The following is an 18,152-nucleotide window of genomic DNA, read 5'->3' on the forward strand; positions in this document are numbered from 1 at the left end:
TGCTGCCTCCCGTAGGAGTCTGGGCCGTATCTCAGTCCCAGTGTGGCCGTCCACCCTCTCAGATCGGCTACCCATCGCAGCCTTGGTGGGCCGTTACCCCGCCAACAAGCTAATGGGACGCAGGCCCATCCCCAGGCACGAGCCCTAAAGCCCGCCTTTCACCCAAATACCCTCCGGCATCCAGGCACCATCCGGTATTAGCACCGCGTTGGCAGTGTTATCCCGGTCCTAAGGGCAGGTTGCCTACGCGTTACTCACCCGTCCGCCAGTATACTCGCTCCCCGAAAGAAGCTTTCCCCTCGACTTGCATGTGTTAGGCACGCCGCCGGCGTTCGTCCTGAGCCAGGATCAAACTCTTCATCGTTACCTATCCCAACTCTAATCTATCCTATTCCGTCTCGCCCGGCCGACCAAATCAACCAGGCCAAACTCAAAAGACGCTCAAGACCTCGCACGCCTGACAAAGAACTCCTACAGCCCCTCACAAGAAAGAGCCGCTCACGCTTCACTCCATCCCTCCGAAGCAAAGCCCTAAAATATAACAATGAAAAAAGCCAATGTCAAGATATTTTTAAGAAATTGTTCATACCGCCATTATTTTTTCCAAAAAGGCCGCTATCTTTTCGACCGCTTCTTCAACGCTTGTATGCTCCGTATCAATAACGATCTCCGGCGCATCCGGTTCCTCGTAGGGAGCGGAAATGCCGGTAAAATCTTTAATTTCCCCTGCGCGCGCCTTTTTGTACATACCCTTGGGGTCGCGCTTTTCCGCCGTTTCCAACGACACCCTGCAGAAAACCTCGATAAACCGGCCTTCCGGCAGTAGCCGACGCGCGGACTCCCGATCCCGTCGATAAGGAGAGATGAAAGCCGTGATGGCAATCACCCCGGCATCGGCAAATAGCTTTGCCACCTCGCCGATTCGGCGAATGTTCTCTTGTCGATCTTCCGGCGAAAAGCCCAAATTGCTGTTAAGGCCGTGCCGGATGTTGTCTCCGTCGAGCACATAACACAGACGCCCTTCATCAAAGAGCCGTTTCTCGAGCGCATGCGCAATCGTCGATTTGCCGGACGCCGGCAGTCCCGTAAACCAGACAACCAAACCCTTTTGCCCGAGTAACCGTTCGCGATCCGCCTGGGTCACAAAACCGCTATGCCATACAACGCTTTTTGCCGTCTGATTCATCAGTTTGCCTCTTTATTGCGCAGTTTTTGGTAATAATCCATAAGAATCTCCGCCACCTCCGGCCGGGTAAAATGTTCGGGCAAAGGTTCGCCCTTCTGCAAAGCCTCGCGGATTTTTGTTCCGCTGACAGTGAGGCGAAAAGCTTCGTCGTGCGGACAGGTCTTGGGAGATGCCATACCGTCGCATTTCGCACACCAAAAAGTCCAATCGATCTTTAGCGGCTTGATGGCCAACTCCTCCTCGCCGATTTCTTCAAAAATTTTCTGCGCATCGAAAGGCCCGTAATAACTCCCTACTCCGGCATGATCCCGGCCGATGATGATGTGTGAGCAACCGTAATTTTGGCGAATGATGGCATGCAGAACGGCTTCACGAGGCCCCGCGTAGCGCATTTCCATGGGATACACTTTTAGTACGACACGGTCTTTCGGATAATAATTCTCGATCAGCGCTTTGTAGCATTTCATTCTGACATCCGCAGGAATGTCATCCGCTTTCAGCTTACCAACCAACGGATGGATCAATAGACCGTCGCTGATCTCAAGAGCGATCTTTGTACAATATTCATGGGATCGATGAATGGGATTGCGGGTTTGAAAAGCGGTTACGGTGCGCCATCCTTTGTCTTGAAATATTTGCCGCGTCGTTATGGGCCGCGCATAATCATTACCATAAAGTTCGGGATAAGGCCCTTCGCTAAATGCCGTGACGCGGCCGCCGATCAAAACCTCCTTTTGGGAATAGAGTTTTGCCACACCAGGGTGATTCTCATCTTCCGTACGGTATACATGTCTCGCTTCCATCTTTTTGTCATAGCGATAGATCTCTTCAACCTGCATGCTGCCCATTAGCTCATTCGATTCATCGCAGACCAAGGCGATCTGCTCGCCGATCCGAATAGCAGCCGCCTCTTCCTCCGAAACGGATAATGTAATGGGGATGGGCCACAAGATTCCATCGGCGAGGTGCATCTCTTTCACTACGCGCTGATAATCTTCGCGGCACATAAATCCGGCCAAAGGACTGAAAGCGCCCGATGCGAGCATAATCAAATCGGAGGTCTCACGCGAATTCATCCGAATTTGGCGCAGTTCTTCGGCAGCGCGGCGGGCGGCGGCCGCTTCCTCACCGGTTACAAGAAGCGGTTGTAATTTCCCTCCATGCGGGGGTACCAACAGAGCGTTCACACTTTATCCTTTCGCAAAGATTGTATACCTCTTTTACCCCAAAAATTTGCTTTTGAAGAAAAAAGGCGCCTTTTTCAAAAGACGCCTGATGGAATTCCTTCAAACAGAGGGGACGGTTCAATCGGCTTTCTCAGCAGCTATTTTTGTCCTTCCAATTCGGCAATGTATTTCTCAGCTTCGATGGCGGCTTGGCACCCCGACCCTGCTGCGGTAATTGCCTGCCGATAAATGGAATCCTGGACATCTCCGCAGGCAAAAACGCCGGCAAGGTTGGTTTTTGTTCGGCGATCGGTTTTGATATAGTTTTGCTCATCAAGCTCGATCTGCCCTTCGAACAATGAGACGTTCGGCGAGTGGCCGATAAAGACAAAAACACCGTCCACCTTAAGCTCGCTGATTGCGCCCGTTTTGACGTTTCTGATCTTGAGCGCTTTAACGCTCGAATCACCGATGATCTCTTCGACGACGCTGTCCAAAATAAACGCGATCTTTTCATTTTGTTTTGCTCTTTGCTGAAGGATAGCATCGGCGCGAAGGCGATCGCGGCGATGGATGATGGTCACTTTTTTAGCAAAGCGCGTCAAAAAGAGTCCTTCGTCCAGTGCGCTGTTGCCGCCGCCGATGACCGCAACCTCCTTGCCGGTGAAGAAAAAGCCGTCGCAGGTGGCGCAGTAAGATACGCCGCGTCCGATGAATTCGTTTTCCCCCGGCACGCCGAGGCGCTTGGGCGTTGAGCCGGTAGCAATGATAACCGCTTTTGCTTCGTAAACCGCGTTTTCGGTATAAACTTTTTTTACCGCTCCGGTCAATTCGACGCGTGTTACGATTTCGCTGACGATTTCGGCGCCGAACTTTTGCGCTTGCTGTTCAAAGCGCTGCGACATCTCGAATCCGCCGATGCCGTCCGGAAATCCCGGAAAGTTTTCGATATCGCTGGTCAACGTCACCTGACCGCCGCGCTCCATGCCGGTAAACACAAGTGGAGCAAGATTTGCGCGCGCTGCATAAATGGCTGCCGTTAATCCGGCCGGACCCGAGCCGATAATGATCACATTTCGCATATCATTTTTCCCATTTTTTTAATTTGTCCGAGCGGTTTAGATGAAACGATGACCCTAAAGATTCAATTCCAAGCCCCCAAAATGCGATAGGAAATCTTATTGAACAGATACGATTTTATAGCGCAATACACCGGCCGGCACTTTGACTTCGACAATGTCGTCGACCTTTTTGCCGATGAGCGCTTTACCCACCGGAGAATCGAGAGATATGGCATCATCCGCGGGGTTGAATTCGGCGGATGGCACGATTTCGTATTCGATTTCCTCGCTGGTGACAAGATCGACAAGTTTAACTCTGCTGCCGACGTGCACGGCCTGATGGGCCAACATTTCATCGGTCATGACGCGGGCACGTGCCAATGTTTCTTCCAAACGAAGAATCTTACCCTCAATGAGGCGCTGCTTTTCTTTGGCGGCGGCATATTCGGCGTTTTCCCGCAGATCGCCGTGTTCTCGGGCAGCCGCAATCTCCTTGACCACTTTGGGGCGCTCAACGGTCTTCAAGTATCGCAGTTCTTCGGCCAGTTTTTGATGCTGTTCTTTCGTCAAATACATCGCCTTCATGCTGAAACACCTCTACAGCTTTGTGAACGTTTTTCTAAAGGTATTCCGAAAAAATTTCTCCCATTCAACTGCGCAAAAAAAAGCAAACCGAATCGAAGAAAGCCTTCGGTTCGGTTTGCTCGAGAAAACTAAGAAAAATTGCCATGACTGTCAAGGAAAAACTTGATTGATCGACCGGATCATGCGCCGAACCCATTTGCGCGGTAGAATACGCACCGAAAACACGCCCAATTTATTCATCATCCCAGGGATAACCAGGAGTTTGCCGCGTTGAAACCCGCGAAAGGCGATTTCAGCCGTTTCTGCGGCGCTGATCCTGCCTAAAAGGCGCAGCATGGCGGAAGACCGCAGACCGGAAACCTGCTGAAACTCGGTATCCACCGGTCCGGGCGCAAGGCACGTCACTTGAACGCCGGTGCCGCGCAATTCTTCAGCCAAGGCTTCAGTAAAGGAAAGCACGAACGCTTTGCTTGCGTAATAAACCGCCATAAAGGGACCCGGCTGAAAAGCCGCAGTGGAAGCCACGTTCAAGATTCCGCCTTTCCTTCTTTCGATCATGTCGGGCATAAAGAGATGCGTCAGTTCAACGAGCGTGGTCACGTTGACCTGAATCATCTCCATCAGCTTTTGTAAATCACTGTCTATGAAAGCGGCATTTAAGCCAAAGCCGGCATTGTTCACCAGCACATCGACCTGGAGATTCCGGCGGCGACATTCTTCAAACAGAAATTGCGCCGCGTCCGGTCGACTCAAATCACATACAATAGGCGTACAAACAATGCCGTACTTGCCTGCCAGCTGCTCGGACAGCTCATTCAACCTTTCGCCCCGTCGTGCCGTCAAGATCAAATCGTCCCCGTGAGCAGCAAAACAGCCGGCCAGCTCTCTGCCGATGCCTGAAGACGCTCCGGTGATCAAAACCTTCCTTTTCTCCATACTTTCCCTCGTGGTAATACCGTTGCCCGAAAAATATTACTTTCCCTTGCTTTTTCAAATCATTCTTTTTACGTTTCGCAAACGTTCAGGAGAGAAAAAACTATGGCGACCGTACAACCGTTTAGAGGACTTCGGCCGAATCCGGCTCACGCGCAACAGCTGGCGACGCTTCCTTACGATGTTGTGGATTCTGACGAAGCACGCGAACTGGCCAAAGATAACCCCTATTCATTTTGGCATATAACCAAGCCTGAAATCGATCTTCCTCCAGGAATCGATTTGTACAGCGATGACGTTTACCGGAAAGGGGCTGAAAATTTCACCCGCTTTCGGCGCGAAGCAATTCTTCTAGAGGAACCGGATTCGTGTTTTTATCTTTATCAGCAGATAATGGGCGATCATGTTCAAACCGGTTACGTCGGTTGCGTTTCGGTGGATGAATATCTAGCCGGCATCATCAAAAAACATGAACATACGCGTCCCGATAAAGTAAAGGATCGTGTCCGATTGATGGAGGCGCTTAACGCGCAGACGGGACCGGTCTTTCTCGCCTATCGTCAGAACCAGGAAATGAAACGACTGACCGAGGAGATGCTGGATAAAAGTCTACCCCTGTACGATTTCGTAAGCTTTTACAACGTCCGTCATCGGTTCTTTAAAATCGATTATCCACCGTTTAATGATCTTATACGCGAGGCGTTTTCCCGCATTCCTGCGCTGTATATTGCCGACGGTCATCACCGATCCGAAGCCGCCGCCGAGTTTTGCCTTCAAAAGCGACGCGAATTGGGAAAATACAGCGGCAAAGAAGAGTTCAATTTTTTCCTGGCCGTCATTTTTCCGCACAGCGATCTGCAAATTTTACCGTATAATCGCGTTGTTAAGGACTTAATGGGACGCTCGCCCGAGGCTTTTCTGCAGGAACTCGACCGATTCTTTTCAGTCGAACCGTTGAGCGCGCGGCTCGAATCAGTACCGGCACCGCAGCAGTTTGGTCTCTACCTCGCCGGCCGATGGTATCTGCTTCGTTTCAAAGAGCCTGAAAAGACGGCCGATGACGTCATCGCCAGGTTGGATGTTTCGATCCTGCAAAATTACGTTCTGCAGCCGCTGCTCGGCATCAATGACCCGCGCACCGACAAGCGGATTCATTTCATCGGCGGCATACGCGGCGCGCAAGAATTGGAAAGGCTTGTCGACAGCGGCGAGTTTGAGATCGCTTTTTCGCTCTATCCCACACGCATCGAGCAGGTGATGGACGTTGCCGACGCGGGCCAGGTCATGCCGCCAAAATCCACTTGGTTCGAGCCCAAGCTGCTGAGCGGCTTTGTAACGCATCTTTTGGATTAGTTCATTTCCTAGATGTATGTCCTTTGATTTCGACTATGCCGTAATCGGCTCCGGTTTCGGCGGAAGTGTTGCCGCCTTGCGTCTGGCGGAAAAAGGCTATTCCGTGTGCGTGCTGGAACAAGGAAAGCGTTGGCGCGACCATGATTATCCGACAACCAATTGGCATCTGCACAAATGGTTATGGGCGCCGCGCATCGGCTGCTACGGAATTCAAAGGTTGAGCTTTTTCCGTAATGCGCTGCTGCTGACCGGCACGGGAGTCGGCGGCGGCAGTCTGGTCTATTGCGCCGTGCTGCTTCAGCCTCCGGATTCATTTTACCACGACCCGCAGTGGGCCGACATGGACGGCGATTGGAAATCGACTTTGGCGCCGTTCTTTCAAACAGCCGAAATGATGCTCGGCGTTGCGGATAATCCGCGGCTGGGACCGGCCGATGAACTGTTGCGCGAATATGCCGAACAAATCGGAAGAGAAGCCTTTTTTAGGCCCACTCGGGTAGGCATCTTTTTCGGCGATCCGGAACGGGAGACTCCTGATCCTTATTTCGGCGGTCGCGGACCGGCGCGCAAAGGCTGCGACTTTTCCGGCCGCTGCATGGTGGGCTGCCGTCAGGGCGGAAAAAACTCGCTCGATCGAAATTACCTCTACCTTGCCGAGCAACTGGGAGCCGAAATAAGGCCCGAAATCTGCGTGACGGCCATTCGGCCTCATCTGGACGGTTATCTGATCGAATCGCACCGATCCACCGGAATTATTCGGCGTTCGCTGCCGCCGTTGTTCGTGCGCGGTGTCGTGACGGCCGCCGGTGCTTTGGGCACGCTCAAGCTGCTCATGAACTGCAAAGCCAAGGGCTACTTGCCCAATCTCTCCAACGTACTGGGTAAAAGTGTCCGCACCAATAGTGAAGTCCTGGTCGGCGTATTGGCGCGCGACACAAAAACCGATTATTCAAAAGGCATTGCCATTACTTCCAGCCTCCTTGTCAATGAAACGACTCATATCGAACCGGTCCGCTATCCTGCCGGATCGAATGCGATGTTTTGGCTGGGTACCCTGATGATCGACGGCGGCAGGAGGATTTGCCGTCCATTAAAATACCTTGCTGCCGTGGTTACGCATCCGCTGACCTTTTTTCGTCTTCTCAATCCGGTCAATTGGGCCAAGCGGGCAATTATTCTTTTGGTCATGCAGAAAAAAGACAACAAAATGGAAATTAATTTCGAGCGGCGATGGTATCGGTTGTTTAGACGCGGATTGACGGCGCGTCAAAAGACGAGCAGCATCCCCGTTTATATTCCTGAAGCAAATGCGGCTGCCCGCGCCATTGCGGCAAAAATCGGCGGCGATCCGGTCAGCTCGATCACCGAAGTGTTGTTCAACATGCCTCTTTCCGCCCATATTATCGGCGGCTGCGTCATGGGCCGCGATAAAGACCATGGGGTAGTGGACAAATATCTTTGCGCCTACGGGTACAAGAATTTTTACATTGTCGATGGTTCCGTTCTCCCCGCCAATTTGGGTGTCAATCCCAGTTTGACCATCACGGCACTTGCCGAATATGCCATGAGTCACATTCCGGAGAAATCCCATGCCGACTGAAAAAAGTCAGTGGATCAGCAGCATCAATCCCTCAACCGAAGAAGAGCTGGGCCGCATCGAGGCGATGAGCCGCGATCAAGTGGACGAGGCGCTGCAGCGCAGCCGTGCAGCGGCGGACCAATGGCGCCGCGTCGATATTTCCGAGAGGTGCCGCTTGATTCGGCGACTGTCCGATCTCATCCTTGCCGAACAGCAGTCGATTGCAGAGCTCATCACTTTGGAGCAGGGCAAACCGCGCACCGAAGCGCTGTACGTCGAGGTTTTGACGACGTTGAGCCTCTTAAAGGACCAGTACCGATACGGCGGCAGGCTGCTGCAACGTCGACGCATCAGGCTTGAGCAGCCGCTTTTGGCGCATAAATTCGCGCGCATTTCTTATGAACCTTACGGCGTCGTCGCCGTCATCTCACCGTGGAATTTTCCATTTTCAGTACCGCTGCCGCAGATTACGGCGGCATTGCTGGCCGGCAACAGCGTCGTTTTCAAGCCGTCGCCCGAGGTCATTCTCATCGGACGCAAGATTGACGAGCTTTTTCGTGCCGCCGGTTTTCCGGAAAATCTCGTAACGACGCTTTTTCTCCTTGACACAGACGCCCCCTATTTGACCGCTCACCGCGTTATCGACAAGATCGTGTTTACCGGCAGTACGGTCACCGGCAGCAGCGTCATGGCAGCGGCTGCGCAGGAGATCAAGCCGGTCGTGCTCGAATTAGGCGGGAAGGATGCGGCGATCGTAGCAGCAGATGCCGACCTCCATCGCGCCGTCAAGGGCATCGTATGGGGAGCCATGTTCAATGCCGGTCAAGTCTGCGCTTCAATCGAGCGCGTCTATGTCGAACGGTCAATTATCGAAAAGTTTCTCGAATTGTGCCTGCAGGAGGTCAAAGCTCTCAAATTCGGCGACCCGCGCGATCCCGATACGCAGGTCGGTCCACTGACGACGCTGCAGCAGGTGCAAAAGGTCGAAGAGCAGGTCAAAGACGCGTTGGATCGGGGAGCCCGCTGTTTGTTCGGGGGGTATCGCCTGAAACGAGCGGGATTCTTTTTTTCCCCGACGCTGATGACGGATGTCGATCATTCCATGAAGATTATGCGCGAGGAGACCTTTGGGCCGGTGCTGCCGGTGATGGCGGTCGATTCTCTCCAAGATGCCGTAACGTTGGCAAACGATTCAGAGTACGGCCTCAGCGCCTACGTTTGGACGCGGTCCCGCAAAACCGCCGCACGTTTGGCGGCAGATTTACAGGCCGGTACCGTCATCGTCAACGACAGTGCCGTAACCTGGGGTGAACCGAAGGCTCCATGGGGCGGCGTCAAAAAGAGCGGTATCGGCAGAACACGCGGCCGAGAGACCATACTCGAATGGGTACAGCCGAAATTCACCGCTTTCGACGAGGGCAGAAAAAAGACCAATCTTTGGTGGTTTCCATACAGCGCCGAGACGGCAACATTGGCAGTTTTGGCGGGAGAGGCCCTCTTTTTACGCAAGCCGTCCAAGCTTTGGAAACTTGTTAAAACAGCGTTTCACTCCCGCTTTGCCGCCTCTGCCCATTGGTCCTCCATCATGAAAAATTTTCGCAAGCTCTTCTGATGCGCATTGCCGTCATCATTCCAACATACAACCGCGCCGAGTTGACCATCGAAGCGGTCGAATCGGTTTTACAACAAGTCTCGCCGGCGGACGAGATTTGGGTTGTCGACGACGGTTCCGAGGACGATACGCCGGCTAAAATCAACGCAATGGGTGGCGGCGTGCGGCTGCTCAGGCAGGAAAAGCGCGGCGTTTCGGCGGCGCGAAACGCAGGCATTCGTGCCGCTCACTGTGAATGGCTGGCGTTTCTGGACTCCGATGACCTGTGGAAGCCCAAAAAGTTGCTGCGTCAGCGCGAGGAATTGGCAAAAAGCCCCGATCTGCGAGTCTGTTTTACCGACGAAGAGTGGCGTCAGCACGGAAAATGGAAAAATCAGCGGCTGATTCATGCCAAATCCGGCGGCTGGATTTTCGAGAAATGCCTGCCGCGATGTATGATCAGCCCTTCCTCGGTTCTGGTTCACCGCAGCGTCTTTGCAGAGGTTGGCCTATTCGATGAATCGCTGCCCGCCTGCGAAGATTATGATCTTTGGCTGCGCGTCTGCTGCCGTATGCCGGTGCTCTACATTCCGGAAAAACTGATCGTCAAACGGGCGGGCGCATGGGAACAGCTCTCCAAACAGCACAGCTTGGACAAATATCGTATCCGCAGCCTGTGCTCGCTGCTGGACAAGTCACCGCTTTCTGCAGAACAACGGCGCGCAGCGGAAACGGCCTTGATGGAAAAAATCCGCATCTATGCAATCGGCTGCCGAAAACACGGCCGGTATGAAGAACTCGAATGGTTAAGGGGAATTGTCGCCAACCGGCTGCCTGAGGCGATGCCGTTTTTGGAAACAGGTAAAGAATGAACCATACCGCGCATAAACATTCCGCCCTCCCTGCCTGGGCGATTAACGGCATCGTCTACCAGGTCAATGTTCGCCAATATACGCGCGAAGGTACGTTTCGTGCCTTTGCCGCATATTTGCCGCGCTTGAAGGAATTGGGCGTCAACATTCTCTATTTTATGCCGATCCATCCCATCGGTCGAATCCGGCGCAAAGGATCATTGGGCAGCTACTATGCGGTCCAGGATTATTTCAGCATCAATCCGGAATTCGGCACCATGGAGGATTTTCGGGAACTAGTCCGTGCCGCGCATGCGCAAGGCATGCGTGTGCTCATCGATCTGGTGGCCAACCATACGGCATGGGACAACCCCATGCTGAACGAACATCCGGAATGGTATCATCATGATAAAAACGGCAAAATCACGTCGCCGTTGGCTGAATGGAGCGACGCGGCGGAGCTCGACTATAGACAGGTCGCCTTGCGGCAACACATGACCGAAGTGATGCTGTATTGGCTGCGCGAAGCCGATATTGACGGCTACCGCTGCGATGTTGCGGAAATGGTGCCCTACTATTTTTGGCGTCGAGCCATCGGACAAGCTAAGCGGCTAAAACCCTTGCTGATGATTGCCGAAGGACAGAATCCCAGGCTGCACCGCGTCGGCTTTCATGTTACCTATGCCTTTAACATGGCGGCGCTGTTCAATGATATTGCCGCCGGAGTACGCTCGCCGCGCGAAATCGACTATTTTCTTGAACTCGATCATCGTCTCTATCCGCCGACAGGCAAAAGGCTTCGCTATACCTGCAATCATGACCTCAACTCTTGGCTCGGACCGGCGGTTGTTCGCTTGGGCCAGGCGGCACGTGTCTTTGCAGTGCTCACGTTTACCCTTCCCGGGATGCCGTTTATCTATAACGGTCAAGAGATCGGTTCGACCAAATCTCTTGCTTTTTTTGATAAGGACGAAATCGATTGGAAACCGAGCGAATGGTTCGATTTTTATCGCAGGCTATGTAGGGCCTATAGAGAGCACCCTGCGCTTTACAGCGGCAAAATGGAGCGGCTAAAAGACGGTAATTCCCCGCTTGTATACGGCTTTGTGCGCAACCGGCCCAACGACTGTGCCGTAATTCTTGCCAACCTTTGCGATCGGCCGATGCATGGAGCAGCAGAAGGCGTACGGTTTAAAGGAAGCTATTTAGAATTGTTTACGAGCGAAAAAACTGCCCTTAACGGGCGAGTTACCTATGCATTACAGCCTTGGGAAGTCCGTGTCTACTTGAAGGAGAATGTCTGATGGAAAAAGTAGGCTTTATCGGTTTGGGGATTATGGGAAAGCCGATGGCTTTGAATCTGCTGAAGGCAGATTTCCCGCTGACGGTTTGGAACCGCACGCCGGAAAAAATGGCGCCGGTCGTAGCTCAGGGAGCGAAAGCGGCAACTTCGCCGAAGGAAACGGCGCAGAACAGCACAATCATCATTACCATGGTCACCGACACCCCAGACGTCGAAGAGGTGACGCTGGGCAAGGAGGGTATTCTTGAAGGCGCTGCAAAAGGCAGTGTAGTCATTGATATGAGTACGATTTCGCCGACGGCTACGCGTGAATTTGCCGAACGGTTGGAGGCGCACGGCATCGAGCATTTGGATGCACCGGTCAGCGGCGGCGACGTCGGTGCTGCAGCCGGCACCTTGGCGGCGATGGTGGGCGGCAAAGCCGAAGTTTTGGAACGCTGCAGGCCGGTTTTGGAGGCTATGTGTAAGACCATCACTCATGTCGGCGGCCATGGGATGGGGCAAACAGTGAAATTATGCAATCAGATTCTGGTGAGTCTGACAAATCTGGCAGTCTGCGAGGCAGTTACATTTGCCAAGGCTGCGGGAATCGATCCCACGATAATGATTTCTGCCGTGCAGAACGGCGCCGCCGGTTCCTGGCAATTGACGAACCTGGGGATAAAGATGGCGCGCCGCGACTTTGCGCCGGGTTTCATGATCGATCTGCAGCAAAAAGATCTGCGGCTTGCGCTGCAGGCGGCCGAAGAGCTCTCTCTTCCGCTGCCGGGCTTGTCGCTTGTACACCAACTTTTTCTTTCCTGTCAGGCGGCTGGAGAAGGTCGTGAAGGGACACAGGCACTCATCAAAGCCATTGAAAGGCTGGCAGTTCGGAAGATGATTTCGCCTGAAAATTGAGGGGCAGGTCGTCTCCGCCCAGAGAGCCGATCCTTCTCTTATAAAAACGGGAAATTTCGCTTGACTTTTTGACAGAAAAATGATAGACTTGCCCGTAATAAAATGTAATAGACGATCCAATTGATTTTTTGTTCTGTTTCGAAAACGGCAAAGGAACGCTCGAATCCCTCTAAAAGTAAAAAATATTGGAAACAGGCAAAATGTTAACAATCAACTGATGGGAGAAGTGCTATGCGTACCTCCAAACTACTCTTCTTGGCGCTGCTGGCCTCGCTTCTCGTCTTTTGCGGGAAAAAGGAAAAAACGGCTATCGGCCCAACCCCAATTGACGGCGACGGCGACGGCGGCCAAGCTACAGCTTTTATTCTAAAGAAACACGCCATCATCGAACAGCTGCCTGATTTTGTCGTCACGCTGTTTACCGTGACAGATATGGATCGTAAGGGCGTAACTTTCTTGACCGTCGATCGGTTTCAAGTCATTGAGCAGAATCAGCCCATTGACCTGCTCAAAGCGAATGCGTTTCTCCTCAAACGTGCGGATTTGAATTACACCCTTAAAACGCGCATTATTATCGACAACAATCAGGGTTCGAATTTAGAATTGCTCAAAAAAGGCGCGGTCGAGTTCATCAAAAAGATGGACTATCAGCAGCAGATCGCGGTGTATACGCTTTCCGATAAGCTCAATAAAATCATCGATTTTACCAACAATCAAGCCAATCTCATCGCCGCGGTTGAAGGAATAACGGAGGGGAACGCCGCTTTTGACCTTTATGGAGCTGTTCTGGAAGCCTATCGAGAGGATAAGGAAGAGTATACCGCCGACAACATCATCCAGAACTCGGTGGTTCTCTTTATCGACAGCAACGATACGGTGGGCAGCTATCCGATCGACGTCATCAAGTACGCCACCATCGATCGACAGATCTACACGGTGGGTTACGGCAGCAACTTGAATTCTAGCGATCTGAGTCAGGTCGGCGTAAAATCCTTTTACCAGGCGACAACCGAGGCGGCTTTCCTACAGAATGCGGTGAAAGCCCAATCTATGCTCGTCCGCTATGCCGACTCTTTTTATTGGTTGAGCTATCGTTCGGCTAAGCGCAACGCTAAAGGACACACCCTCAAGATCACCGTTGCGGGCAACCTCAACACCGGCGAGGGTTCCGAAATAATCGGCACCTTTGACAGCGAATCGTTTGTCGATGTCGCCAACGGCCTCTATGTCAACTGGTCTTATTCAAATCCCCAGGGCATCAACCTCCTTTTGGTGCAGGTAAACAACAAGAGGACTATTCAGGTCCTTTCGATGGGCGGTGGAAAGGTACCCTCATTCAGCTATTCGCTATCCGATCCTAATGTCGTAACTCTGGTTCCCGGAGGCGGCGGCAGGTTGACTGTGATTGCCAAGGGAGCGGCGGGAGATTCCTGCAAATTGACGATTCGAGATACCGCCAACAATCTCAGCAAAGAGATCACCATCAGACTGGTGGCCTTCCAAATGGGGTATGTGCTTCTGGAGTGGTGGGACAATATCCAGGGAACCGCGGTTGCGGATTTGACGAAAAATCCACGCTTCCCCAAGAGCCCGTCCGGCAGCAAAGAGATCAACATTTGGGAAATCGAAAAGGATAAAAAAGATAATTATGGTACCCGCATACGCGGTTATATCCATCCGCCGGTGACCGGTAAATATATTTTCTGGATTTCCAGCGACGACGCTTCAGAGCTGTGGTTGAGCAAAGACTCCGATCCGGCCAACAAAGTAAAAATCTGCTATGTCGCTTCGTGGACCGCATCCCGTGAGTGGACCAAAGAGACCAATCAAAAGTCGGCTCCAATCAGCTTGGAAGCGGGCAAACATTACTACATGGAAAGCCTGCATAAAGAGGGAGGCGGCGGAGATAATCTCGCCGTAGCCTGGCAGGCTGAAGGCGGCAAGCTGGAAGTCATCGGCGGAGATTATCTCTCGCTTTATATCGGTGATTAAGCCAAAACCGTCATTAAGTGAATAAAAAAAAAGCCCGAGCTTTAGGCTCGGGCTTTTTTATTAGGTCCTCGAAAAGATTATGCCAACGCTTCCAACATTTTAATCACATGTTGATAAAAAAGCTCAACCGAGGCGATTTCTACTTTTTCGTCCGGCGAGTGCGGATACTTTATCGTCGGCCCAATAGAAATCATGTCCATCCCGGGAAAGCGTTCTCCAATAATGCCGCATTCGAGGCCGGCATGAATGGCTTCGTAACGGGCTTCCTTGCCCGTCACCTGCTTAAAGGTCGACATGGCCAATTTCAGAATTGGGGAGTCGAGATTGGGCTGCCAGCCCGGATAGCCCGGAGGCTGCTCAACGGCGGCGCCTGCCAGTTCTGCGATCGCTTTAATTTTATCCACCGTAGCCTGCAGCGCATTCATGTTGGAACTGCGGCTGCTGCAGAGAATCTCGATGCGATCAGCTTTGGTGTGGACAGCCGCAACGTTGTTGGAGGTTTCTACAAGCTTTTCGATCACCCGACTCATGGCCAGCACGCCGTGCGGCAGCGCGAACAGCAGCGCCGTCAGCCTTTTTTGGTCTTCCGGAATCAAAACTTCGCCCTTTTCATCAGTCGTTTTCAAGTTGAAAACAATCTGATCTTCGGCCGGATAAAACTCGCGGCGGATTTCATCGATTGCCTGAGCAAACCAGGTTTTCAGCTCATCCAAATCATTTTTCCGGATGACGATACGCGCAAAGGCTTCTCTGGGTATGGCGTTATGCTTATCGCCGCCTTCCAATGAAACCAGTTCGAACGGCCGCTTTTGATTAGCTTGATAAAGTAGGCGGTTGAGAATCTTGATTGCGTTGCCGCGCCCCAGATGGATATCGACCCCGGAATGGCCGCCTTTGAGACCGGAGAGCTGCAAGTCGAGCCCGATTTCACCGCTCGGCTTTCGCCGTCGGATCGGCAGGGTAAGATTGGAATCCCGGCCGCCTGCGCAGCCGATGGAAAAAACGCCCAGGTCTTCGCTGTCCAGATTGATCAGAATGCGTCCTTTAAGAGCATCTTTAGGGATGCCGCGTGCGCCGACCAGGCCGCGTTCTTCATCGACCGTAAAAAGCCCCTCGAGGGGACCGTGAATCAGCGTGTTGTCCTCAAAAATTGCCAGCATCGCGGCTACCCCGATGCCGTTGTCGGCGCCCAAAGTCGTCCCGTCTGCCGTGAGCCAACCGTCTTTGATTTTTACCTGAATCGGGTCGCGATTGAAATCGAATACCTTATCGGCATTCTTTTCACAGACCATATCCAAATGACTCTGCAGTACAACGGTCGGCGCGTTTTCATGGCCGGGAGAGGCTTTTTTTCTTACCACAACATTGCCGACTGCGTCCTGCTCAGCTTCCAACCCCAAACTTTTGGCAACAGAGAGGACATAATCGGCTGCGGCTTTTTCCTGCCCCGATGGACGCGGAATTTGACGCAGACGATCGAAATGTTTCCACAACAGTGCCGGCTTGAGACCTTCAAACGGCGACATAGAAACCTCCATTGTGCATTTCAGGAAATTTCTCTCAGCTTTTTCAATAGAATGATGGTTCGCAGCCCTTCGGTATTTTATGATGTCTCGACGCCCTCTATAGACTCCGATCCATCGTAAAGCTTTCTGCTCAATATAAGGCTGCTGCCGCGGAATTCCAAGAAAAGACTCTACCGTGATTTCACCGCAACGTTTCCGTTTACGGTTTCAGCTTCAATGAACGCTCCGCCGCCGTTTATCCTGCCTCGCAGTTTGCCTTCGCTCCAGCCGTCGACGACTTCCAGCGGAAGATCTGTTTTGACCTTCCCGTTGACGGTAGAAATGCGTATATCCGCTGCCGTAGTCTTTGGTATTACCAGGGTAATGCCGCCGTTAACCGTTCCAAGACTGACTTTATCCGAAGGCAATAACTTACTCAACTCAAGATAAATAGACCCATTCGTTGTTTCGGCCCTAACCGAAGCCTTACACCCTACAGCGCTCAAGCTGCCGTTGACCGTTTTCATGACCAAACGTCTTTCCATGCCGTCGATGTTCACTGTTCCATTGACGGTTTCAGCCTGGACGGCTTTATCTTTTGGGACTTTGATGTAAAAATCGACTTGCAGTTCTGCGGCGCCGCCGAAAAGACGCTCAAAAAAGCCAAAAGGCCTCATGCTCATGGGTTCTATGCCGATCAGCAGGTCGTTGCCGCTTTTTTCGATCAGCAGGTTCACTTTTTTCAGATAACGCTCTGCGTTTGCACGGCTTGCAGCCCGAACGCGAATATCGGCGTCAATGAGTACCGCCTTTTCATCATAAGTGTCTACGACAATTGAACCATTTATCGTTCTGACTTTGACGCAGTCTCCGTTAAAATCCACATTACGGGAAAACTGCTTTGTTGCCGTACCCGAGAAAACGCTCTCAAGAGCCGCCAAAAGAAACATGATCGACCAACTCATGGTTCGTTGAGGCATAAATAGGCTCCTCTTTATACTTTCAGGATGATTTACGTAAAAAAAGTCTTAAAGTTACGAAACATCCCATGTTCAATCAAACAAGGAATTTAGAAAGGGACTTGACTGTTGACACTATCCGTAATTGTTGGTAAATTGTTTTGCAGGAAAAAGTTTTACGAAACTGAAAAGGCAAAGGCTGCACGCGTGGAAATTGCAGAAATCGCCGCTCCCGTTCAAGATTTTTTTGACCGTTTTGAAAGTGAATTTCTCAACCGGTTTAAATCTGCCGTCCCGTTGGCCGACCAAGCCGTCAACTATTTAGCCCGCAAAAAAGGCAAGCGCCTGCGTCCTCTGTTGGTGTTCTTGACCGCTTCTCTCCACGGCCGTCTTTCGCCTCGAACAATGAGTGCGGCGGTGGTGATCGAAATGTTCCACACGGCAACCCTGGTGCACGACGACGTAGTCGATGAATCGCATTTACGTCGAGGATCGCCTACCGTCAATGACATTTGGGGAAACAGAATCTCCATTTTGATCGGCGATCTTTTATTCAGCAAAACGCTGGCCGGTATTGTCGATTTGCAGGATACAGAAGCTGTGGCAGTTTTAGCCGAGACGGCCGAGCGCATTACTGAAGGCGAGCTATTGCAGATCGCCTACAGTCGGGAGGGAACGCTTTCGGAAGCAAGCTATTTCGATTTGATTGCCAAAAAGACCGCCTCGTTGTTCAACGCTTCCTGTCAATTGGGCGCCATGACCGTCGGCGAAAACGGTTCGGCGCGCCGAAAGATGGCCGAATTCGGCGAAAATTTCGGCATCGCTTTTCAAATCATGGATGATCTTTTGGACTATATCGGCGATGAAAAGCTGATGGGAAAACCGACCGGCAGCGACCTGCGCGAAGGCAAGGTCACTTTGCCGCTCATTTTCGCCCTCAGACAGGCAGAAAGCAAGGAACGACTGCGCATTATCGAGATGATTACCGAGGGCATCAGCAACGACGAGCAGGCCAAGCAGATCATCCGGTTTGCAGATGAATACGGCGGCATTCAGTACGCTCACAATCAAGTTCGAGCCTACTTGAAAAACGCCTTGGCGGTTTTGGATAGTTATCCCGATTCTCCGAGCCGCCGCAGTCTTGCAGCCTTGGTCGAGTTGTCAACCAGTCGAAATCGTTAGCCGTTCCCG

The 18,152-nt window shown here is 52.2% G+C and carries 15 protein-coding genes and 1 rRNA gene; 8 read left to right on the forward strand and 8 right to left on the reverse strand.

Annotated features, from left to right (window positions below; all coding sequences use genetic code 11):
• The 6 genes from ONB24_12910 to ONB24_12935 form a co-directional block, all read right to left on the reverse strand.
• A 16S ribosomal RNA gene (locus ONB24_12910) occupies positions 1 to 364 on the reverse strand; the annotation flags it as partial.
• A 219-nt stretch (positions 365 to 583) separates the two neighbouring features.
• On the reverse strand, positions 584 to 1,189 hold the full coding sequence (gene cysC / locus ONB24_12915) for an adenylyl-sulfate kinase (GenBank protein ID MDZ7317014.1): 606 nt from the start codon (positions 1,187 to 1,189) through the stop codon (positions 584 to 586).
• The gene (sat, locus tag ONB24_12920; GenBank protein ID MDZ7317015.1) at positions 1,186 to 2,373 is read right to left on the reverse strand and encodes a sulfate adenylyltransferase; all 1,188 of its coding nucleotides are present in this window, start codon (positions 2,371 to 2,373) and stop codon (positions 1,186 to 1,188) included. The genes cysC and sat overlap by 4 nt, the downstream gene beginning before the upstream one ends.
• A gap of 137 nt (positions 2,374 to 2,510) precedes the next feature.
• Positions 2,511 to 3,434, reverse strand: coding sequence for a thioredoxin-disulfide reductase (trxB, locus tag ONB24_12925; GenBank protein ID MDZ7317016.1), 924 nt, complete (start codon positions 3,432 to 3,434; stop codon positions 2,511 to 2,513).
• Positions 3,435 to 3,530: 96 nt separating this feature from the next.
• A complete protein-coding gene (gene greA, locus ONB24_12930; protein ID MDZ7317017.1) occupies positions 3,531 to 3,998 on the reverse strand; it encodes a transcription elongation factor GreA in 468 nt (155 codons plus the stop codon).
• 150 nt (positions 3,999 to 4,148) lie between these two features.
• Positions 4,149 to 4,934: an SDR family oxidoreductase gene (locus tag ONB24_12935; protein ID MDZ7317018.1), complete on the reverse strand. Its 786-nt coding sequence runs from the start codon at positions 4,932 to 4,934 to the stop codon at positions 4,149 to 4,151.
• Positions 4,935 to 5,036: 102 nt separating this feature from the next.
• On the opposite strand from ONB24_12935, the gene ONB24_12940 reads away from it, so the two are divergent.
• The 7 genes from ONB24_12940 (at position 5,037) to ONB24_12970 (ending at position 14,497) form a co-directional block, all read left to right on the forward strand.
• The gene (locus ONB24_12940; protein MDZ7317019.1) at positions 5,037 to 6,284 is read left to right on the forward strand and encodes a DUF1015 family protein; all 1,248 of its coding nucleotides are present in this window, start codon (positions 5,037 to 5,039) and stop codon (positions 6,282 to 6,284) included.
• A 16-nt stretch (positions 6,285 to 6,300) separates the two neighbouring features.
• Entirely contained in the window at positions 6,301 to 7,884 is a 1,584-nt protein-coding gene (locus ONB24_12945) for a GMC family oxidoreductase (GenBank protein MDZ7317020.1), read from the forward strand.
• A complete protein-coding gene (locus tag ONB24_12950) occupies positions 7,874 to 9,475 on the forward strand; it encodes an aldehyde dehydrogenase family protein (protein ID MDZ7317021.1) in 1,602 nt (533 codons plus the stop codon). Before ONB24_12945 ends, ONB24_12950 begins: the two co-directional genes overlap by 11 nt.
• Complete coding sequence (locus ONB24_12955) at positions 9,475 to 10,326, forward strand: glycosyltransferase family 2 protein (GenBank protein MDZ7317022.1); 852 nt, start codon at positions 9,475 to 9,477, stop codon at positions 10,324 to 10,326. Before ONB24_12950 ends, ONB24_12955 begins: the two co-directional genes overlap by 1 nt.
• Positions 10,323 to 11,609 (forward strand): alpha-amylase family glycosyl hydrolase, encoded by a 1,287-nt coding sequence (locus tag ONB24_12960; GenBank protein ID MDZ7317023.1) that lies wholly within the window; start codon positions 10,323 to 10,325, stop codon positions 11,607 to 11,609. Before ONB24_12955 ends, ONB24_12960 begins: the two co-directional genes overlap by 4 nt.
• Positions 11,609 to 12,505, forward strand: a complete 897-nt coding sequence (locus tag ONB24_12965; protein MDZ7317024.1) for an NAD(P)-dependent oxidoreductase — start codon at positions 11,609 to 11,611, stop codon at positions 12,503 to 12,505. Before ONB24_12960 ends, ONB24_12965 begins: the two co-directional genes overlap by 1 nt.
• A gap of 231 nt (positions 12,506 to 12,736) precedes the next feature.
• Positions 12,737 to 14,497, forward strand: coding sequence for a PA14 domain-containing protein (locus tag ONB24_12970; GenBank protein ID MDZ7317025.1), 1,761 nt, complete (start codon positions 12,737 to 12,739; stop codon positions 14,495 to 14,497).
• A 77-nt stretch (positions 14,498 to 14,574) separates the two neighbouring features.
• Here the strand turns inward: ONB24_12970 and ONB24_12975 are convergent, their stop codons facing one another.
• Positions 14,575 to 16,023 carry an aminoacyl-histidine dipeptidase gene (locus ONB24_12975; GenBank protein ID MDZ7317026.1) on the reverse strand — a complete coding sequence of 483 codons (1,449 nt, stop codon included), beginning with the start codon at positions 16,021 to 16,023 and terminating at the stop codon, positions 14,575 to 14,577.
• 170 nt (positions 16,024 to 16,193) lie between these two features.
• Positions 16,194 to 16,982 carry a hypothetical protein gene (locus ONB24_12980; GenBank protein MDZ7317027.1) on the reverse strand — a complete coding sequence of 263 codons (789 nt, stop codon included), beginning with the start codon at positions 16,980 to 16,982 and terminating at the stop codon, positions 16,194 to 16,196.
• Positions 16,983 to 17,168: 186 nt separating this feature from the next.
• Between ONB24_12980 and ONB24_12985 the strand changes: the two genes are divergently transcribed.
• Entirely contained in the window at positions 17,169 to 18,143 is a 975-nt protein-coding gene (locus ONB24_12985; GenBank protein ID MDZ7317028.1) for a polyprenyl synthetase family protein, read from the forward strand.
• The last annotated feature ends 9 nt before the right edge of the window (positions 18,144 to 18,152 follow it).

This window comes from candidate division KSB1 bacterium, assembly GCA_034505495.1.
In the GTDB taxonomy this organism is placed as follows: Bacteria; Zhuqueibacterota; Zhuqueibacteria; order Residuimicrobiales; family Krinioviventaceae; genus Fontimicrobium_A.

Excerpts from the sequence above, each read along its gene's own strand:
- trxB (MDZ7317016.1), bottom strand. The coding sequence starts at position 3,434 with ATGCGAAATGTGATCATTATCGGCTCGGGTCCGGCCGGATTAACGGCA.
- greA (MDZ7317017.1), bottom strand. The coding sequence starts at position 3,998 with ATGAAGGCGATGTATTTGACGAAAGAACAGCATCAAAAACTGGCCGAA.
- ONB24_12935 (MDZ7317018.1), bottom strand. The coding sequence starts at position 4,934 with ATGGAGAAAAGGAAGGTTTTGATCACCGGAGCGTCTTCAGGCATCGGC.
- ONB24_12940 (MDZ7317019.1), top strand. The coding sequence starts at position 5,037 with ATGGCGACCGTACAACCGTTTAGAGGACTTCGGCCGAATCCGGCTCAC.
- ONB24_12945 (MDZ7317020.1), top strand. The coding sequence starts at position 6,301 with ATGTCCTTTGATTTCGACTATGCCGTAATCGGCTCCGGTTTCGGCGGA.
- ONB24_12950 (MDZ7317021.1), top strand. The coding sequence starts at position 7,874 with ATGCCGACTGAAAAAAGTCAGTGGATCAGCAGCATCAATCCCTCAACC.
- ONB24_12955 (MDZ7317022.1), top strand. The coding sequence starts at position 9,475 with ATGCGCATTGCCGTCATCATTCCAACATACAACCGCGCCGAGTTGACC.
- ONB24_12960 (MDZ7317023.1), top strand. The coding sequence starts at position 10,323 with ATGAACCATACCGCGCATAAACATTCCGCCCTCCCTGCCTGGGCGATT.
- ONB24_12965 (MDZ7317024.1), top strand. The coding sequence starts at position 11,609 with ATGGAAAAAGTAGGCTTTATCGGTTTGGGGATTATGGGAAAGCCGATG.
- ONB24_12970 (MDZ7317025.1), top strand. The coding sequence starts at position 12,737 with ATGCGTACCTCCAAACTACTCTTCTTGGCGCTGCTGGCCTCGCTTCTC.
- ONB24_12975 (MDZ7317026.1), bottom strand. The coding sequence starts at position 16,023 with ATGTCGCCGTTTGAAGGTCTCAAGCCGGCACTGTTGTGGAAACATTTC.
- ONB24_12980 (MDZ7317027.1), bottom strand. The coding sequence starts at position 16,982 with ATGCCTCAACGAACCATGAGTTGGTCGATCATGTTTCTTTTGGCGGCT.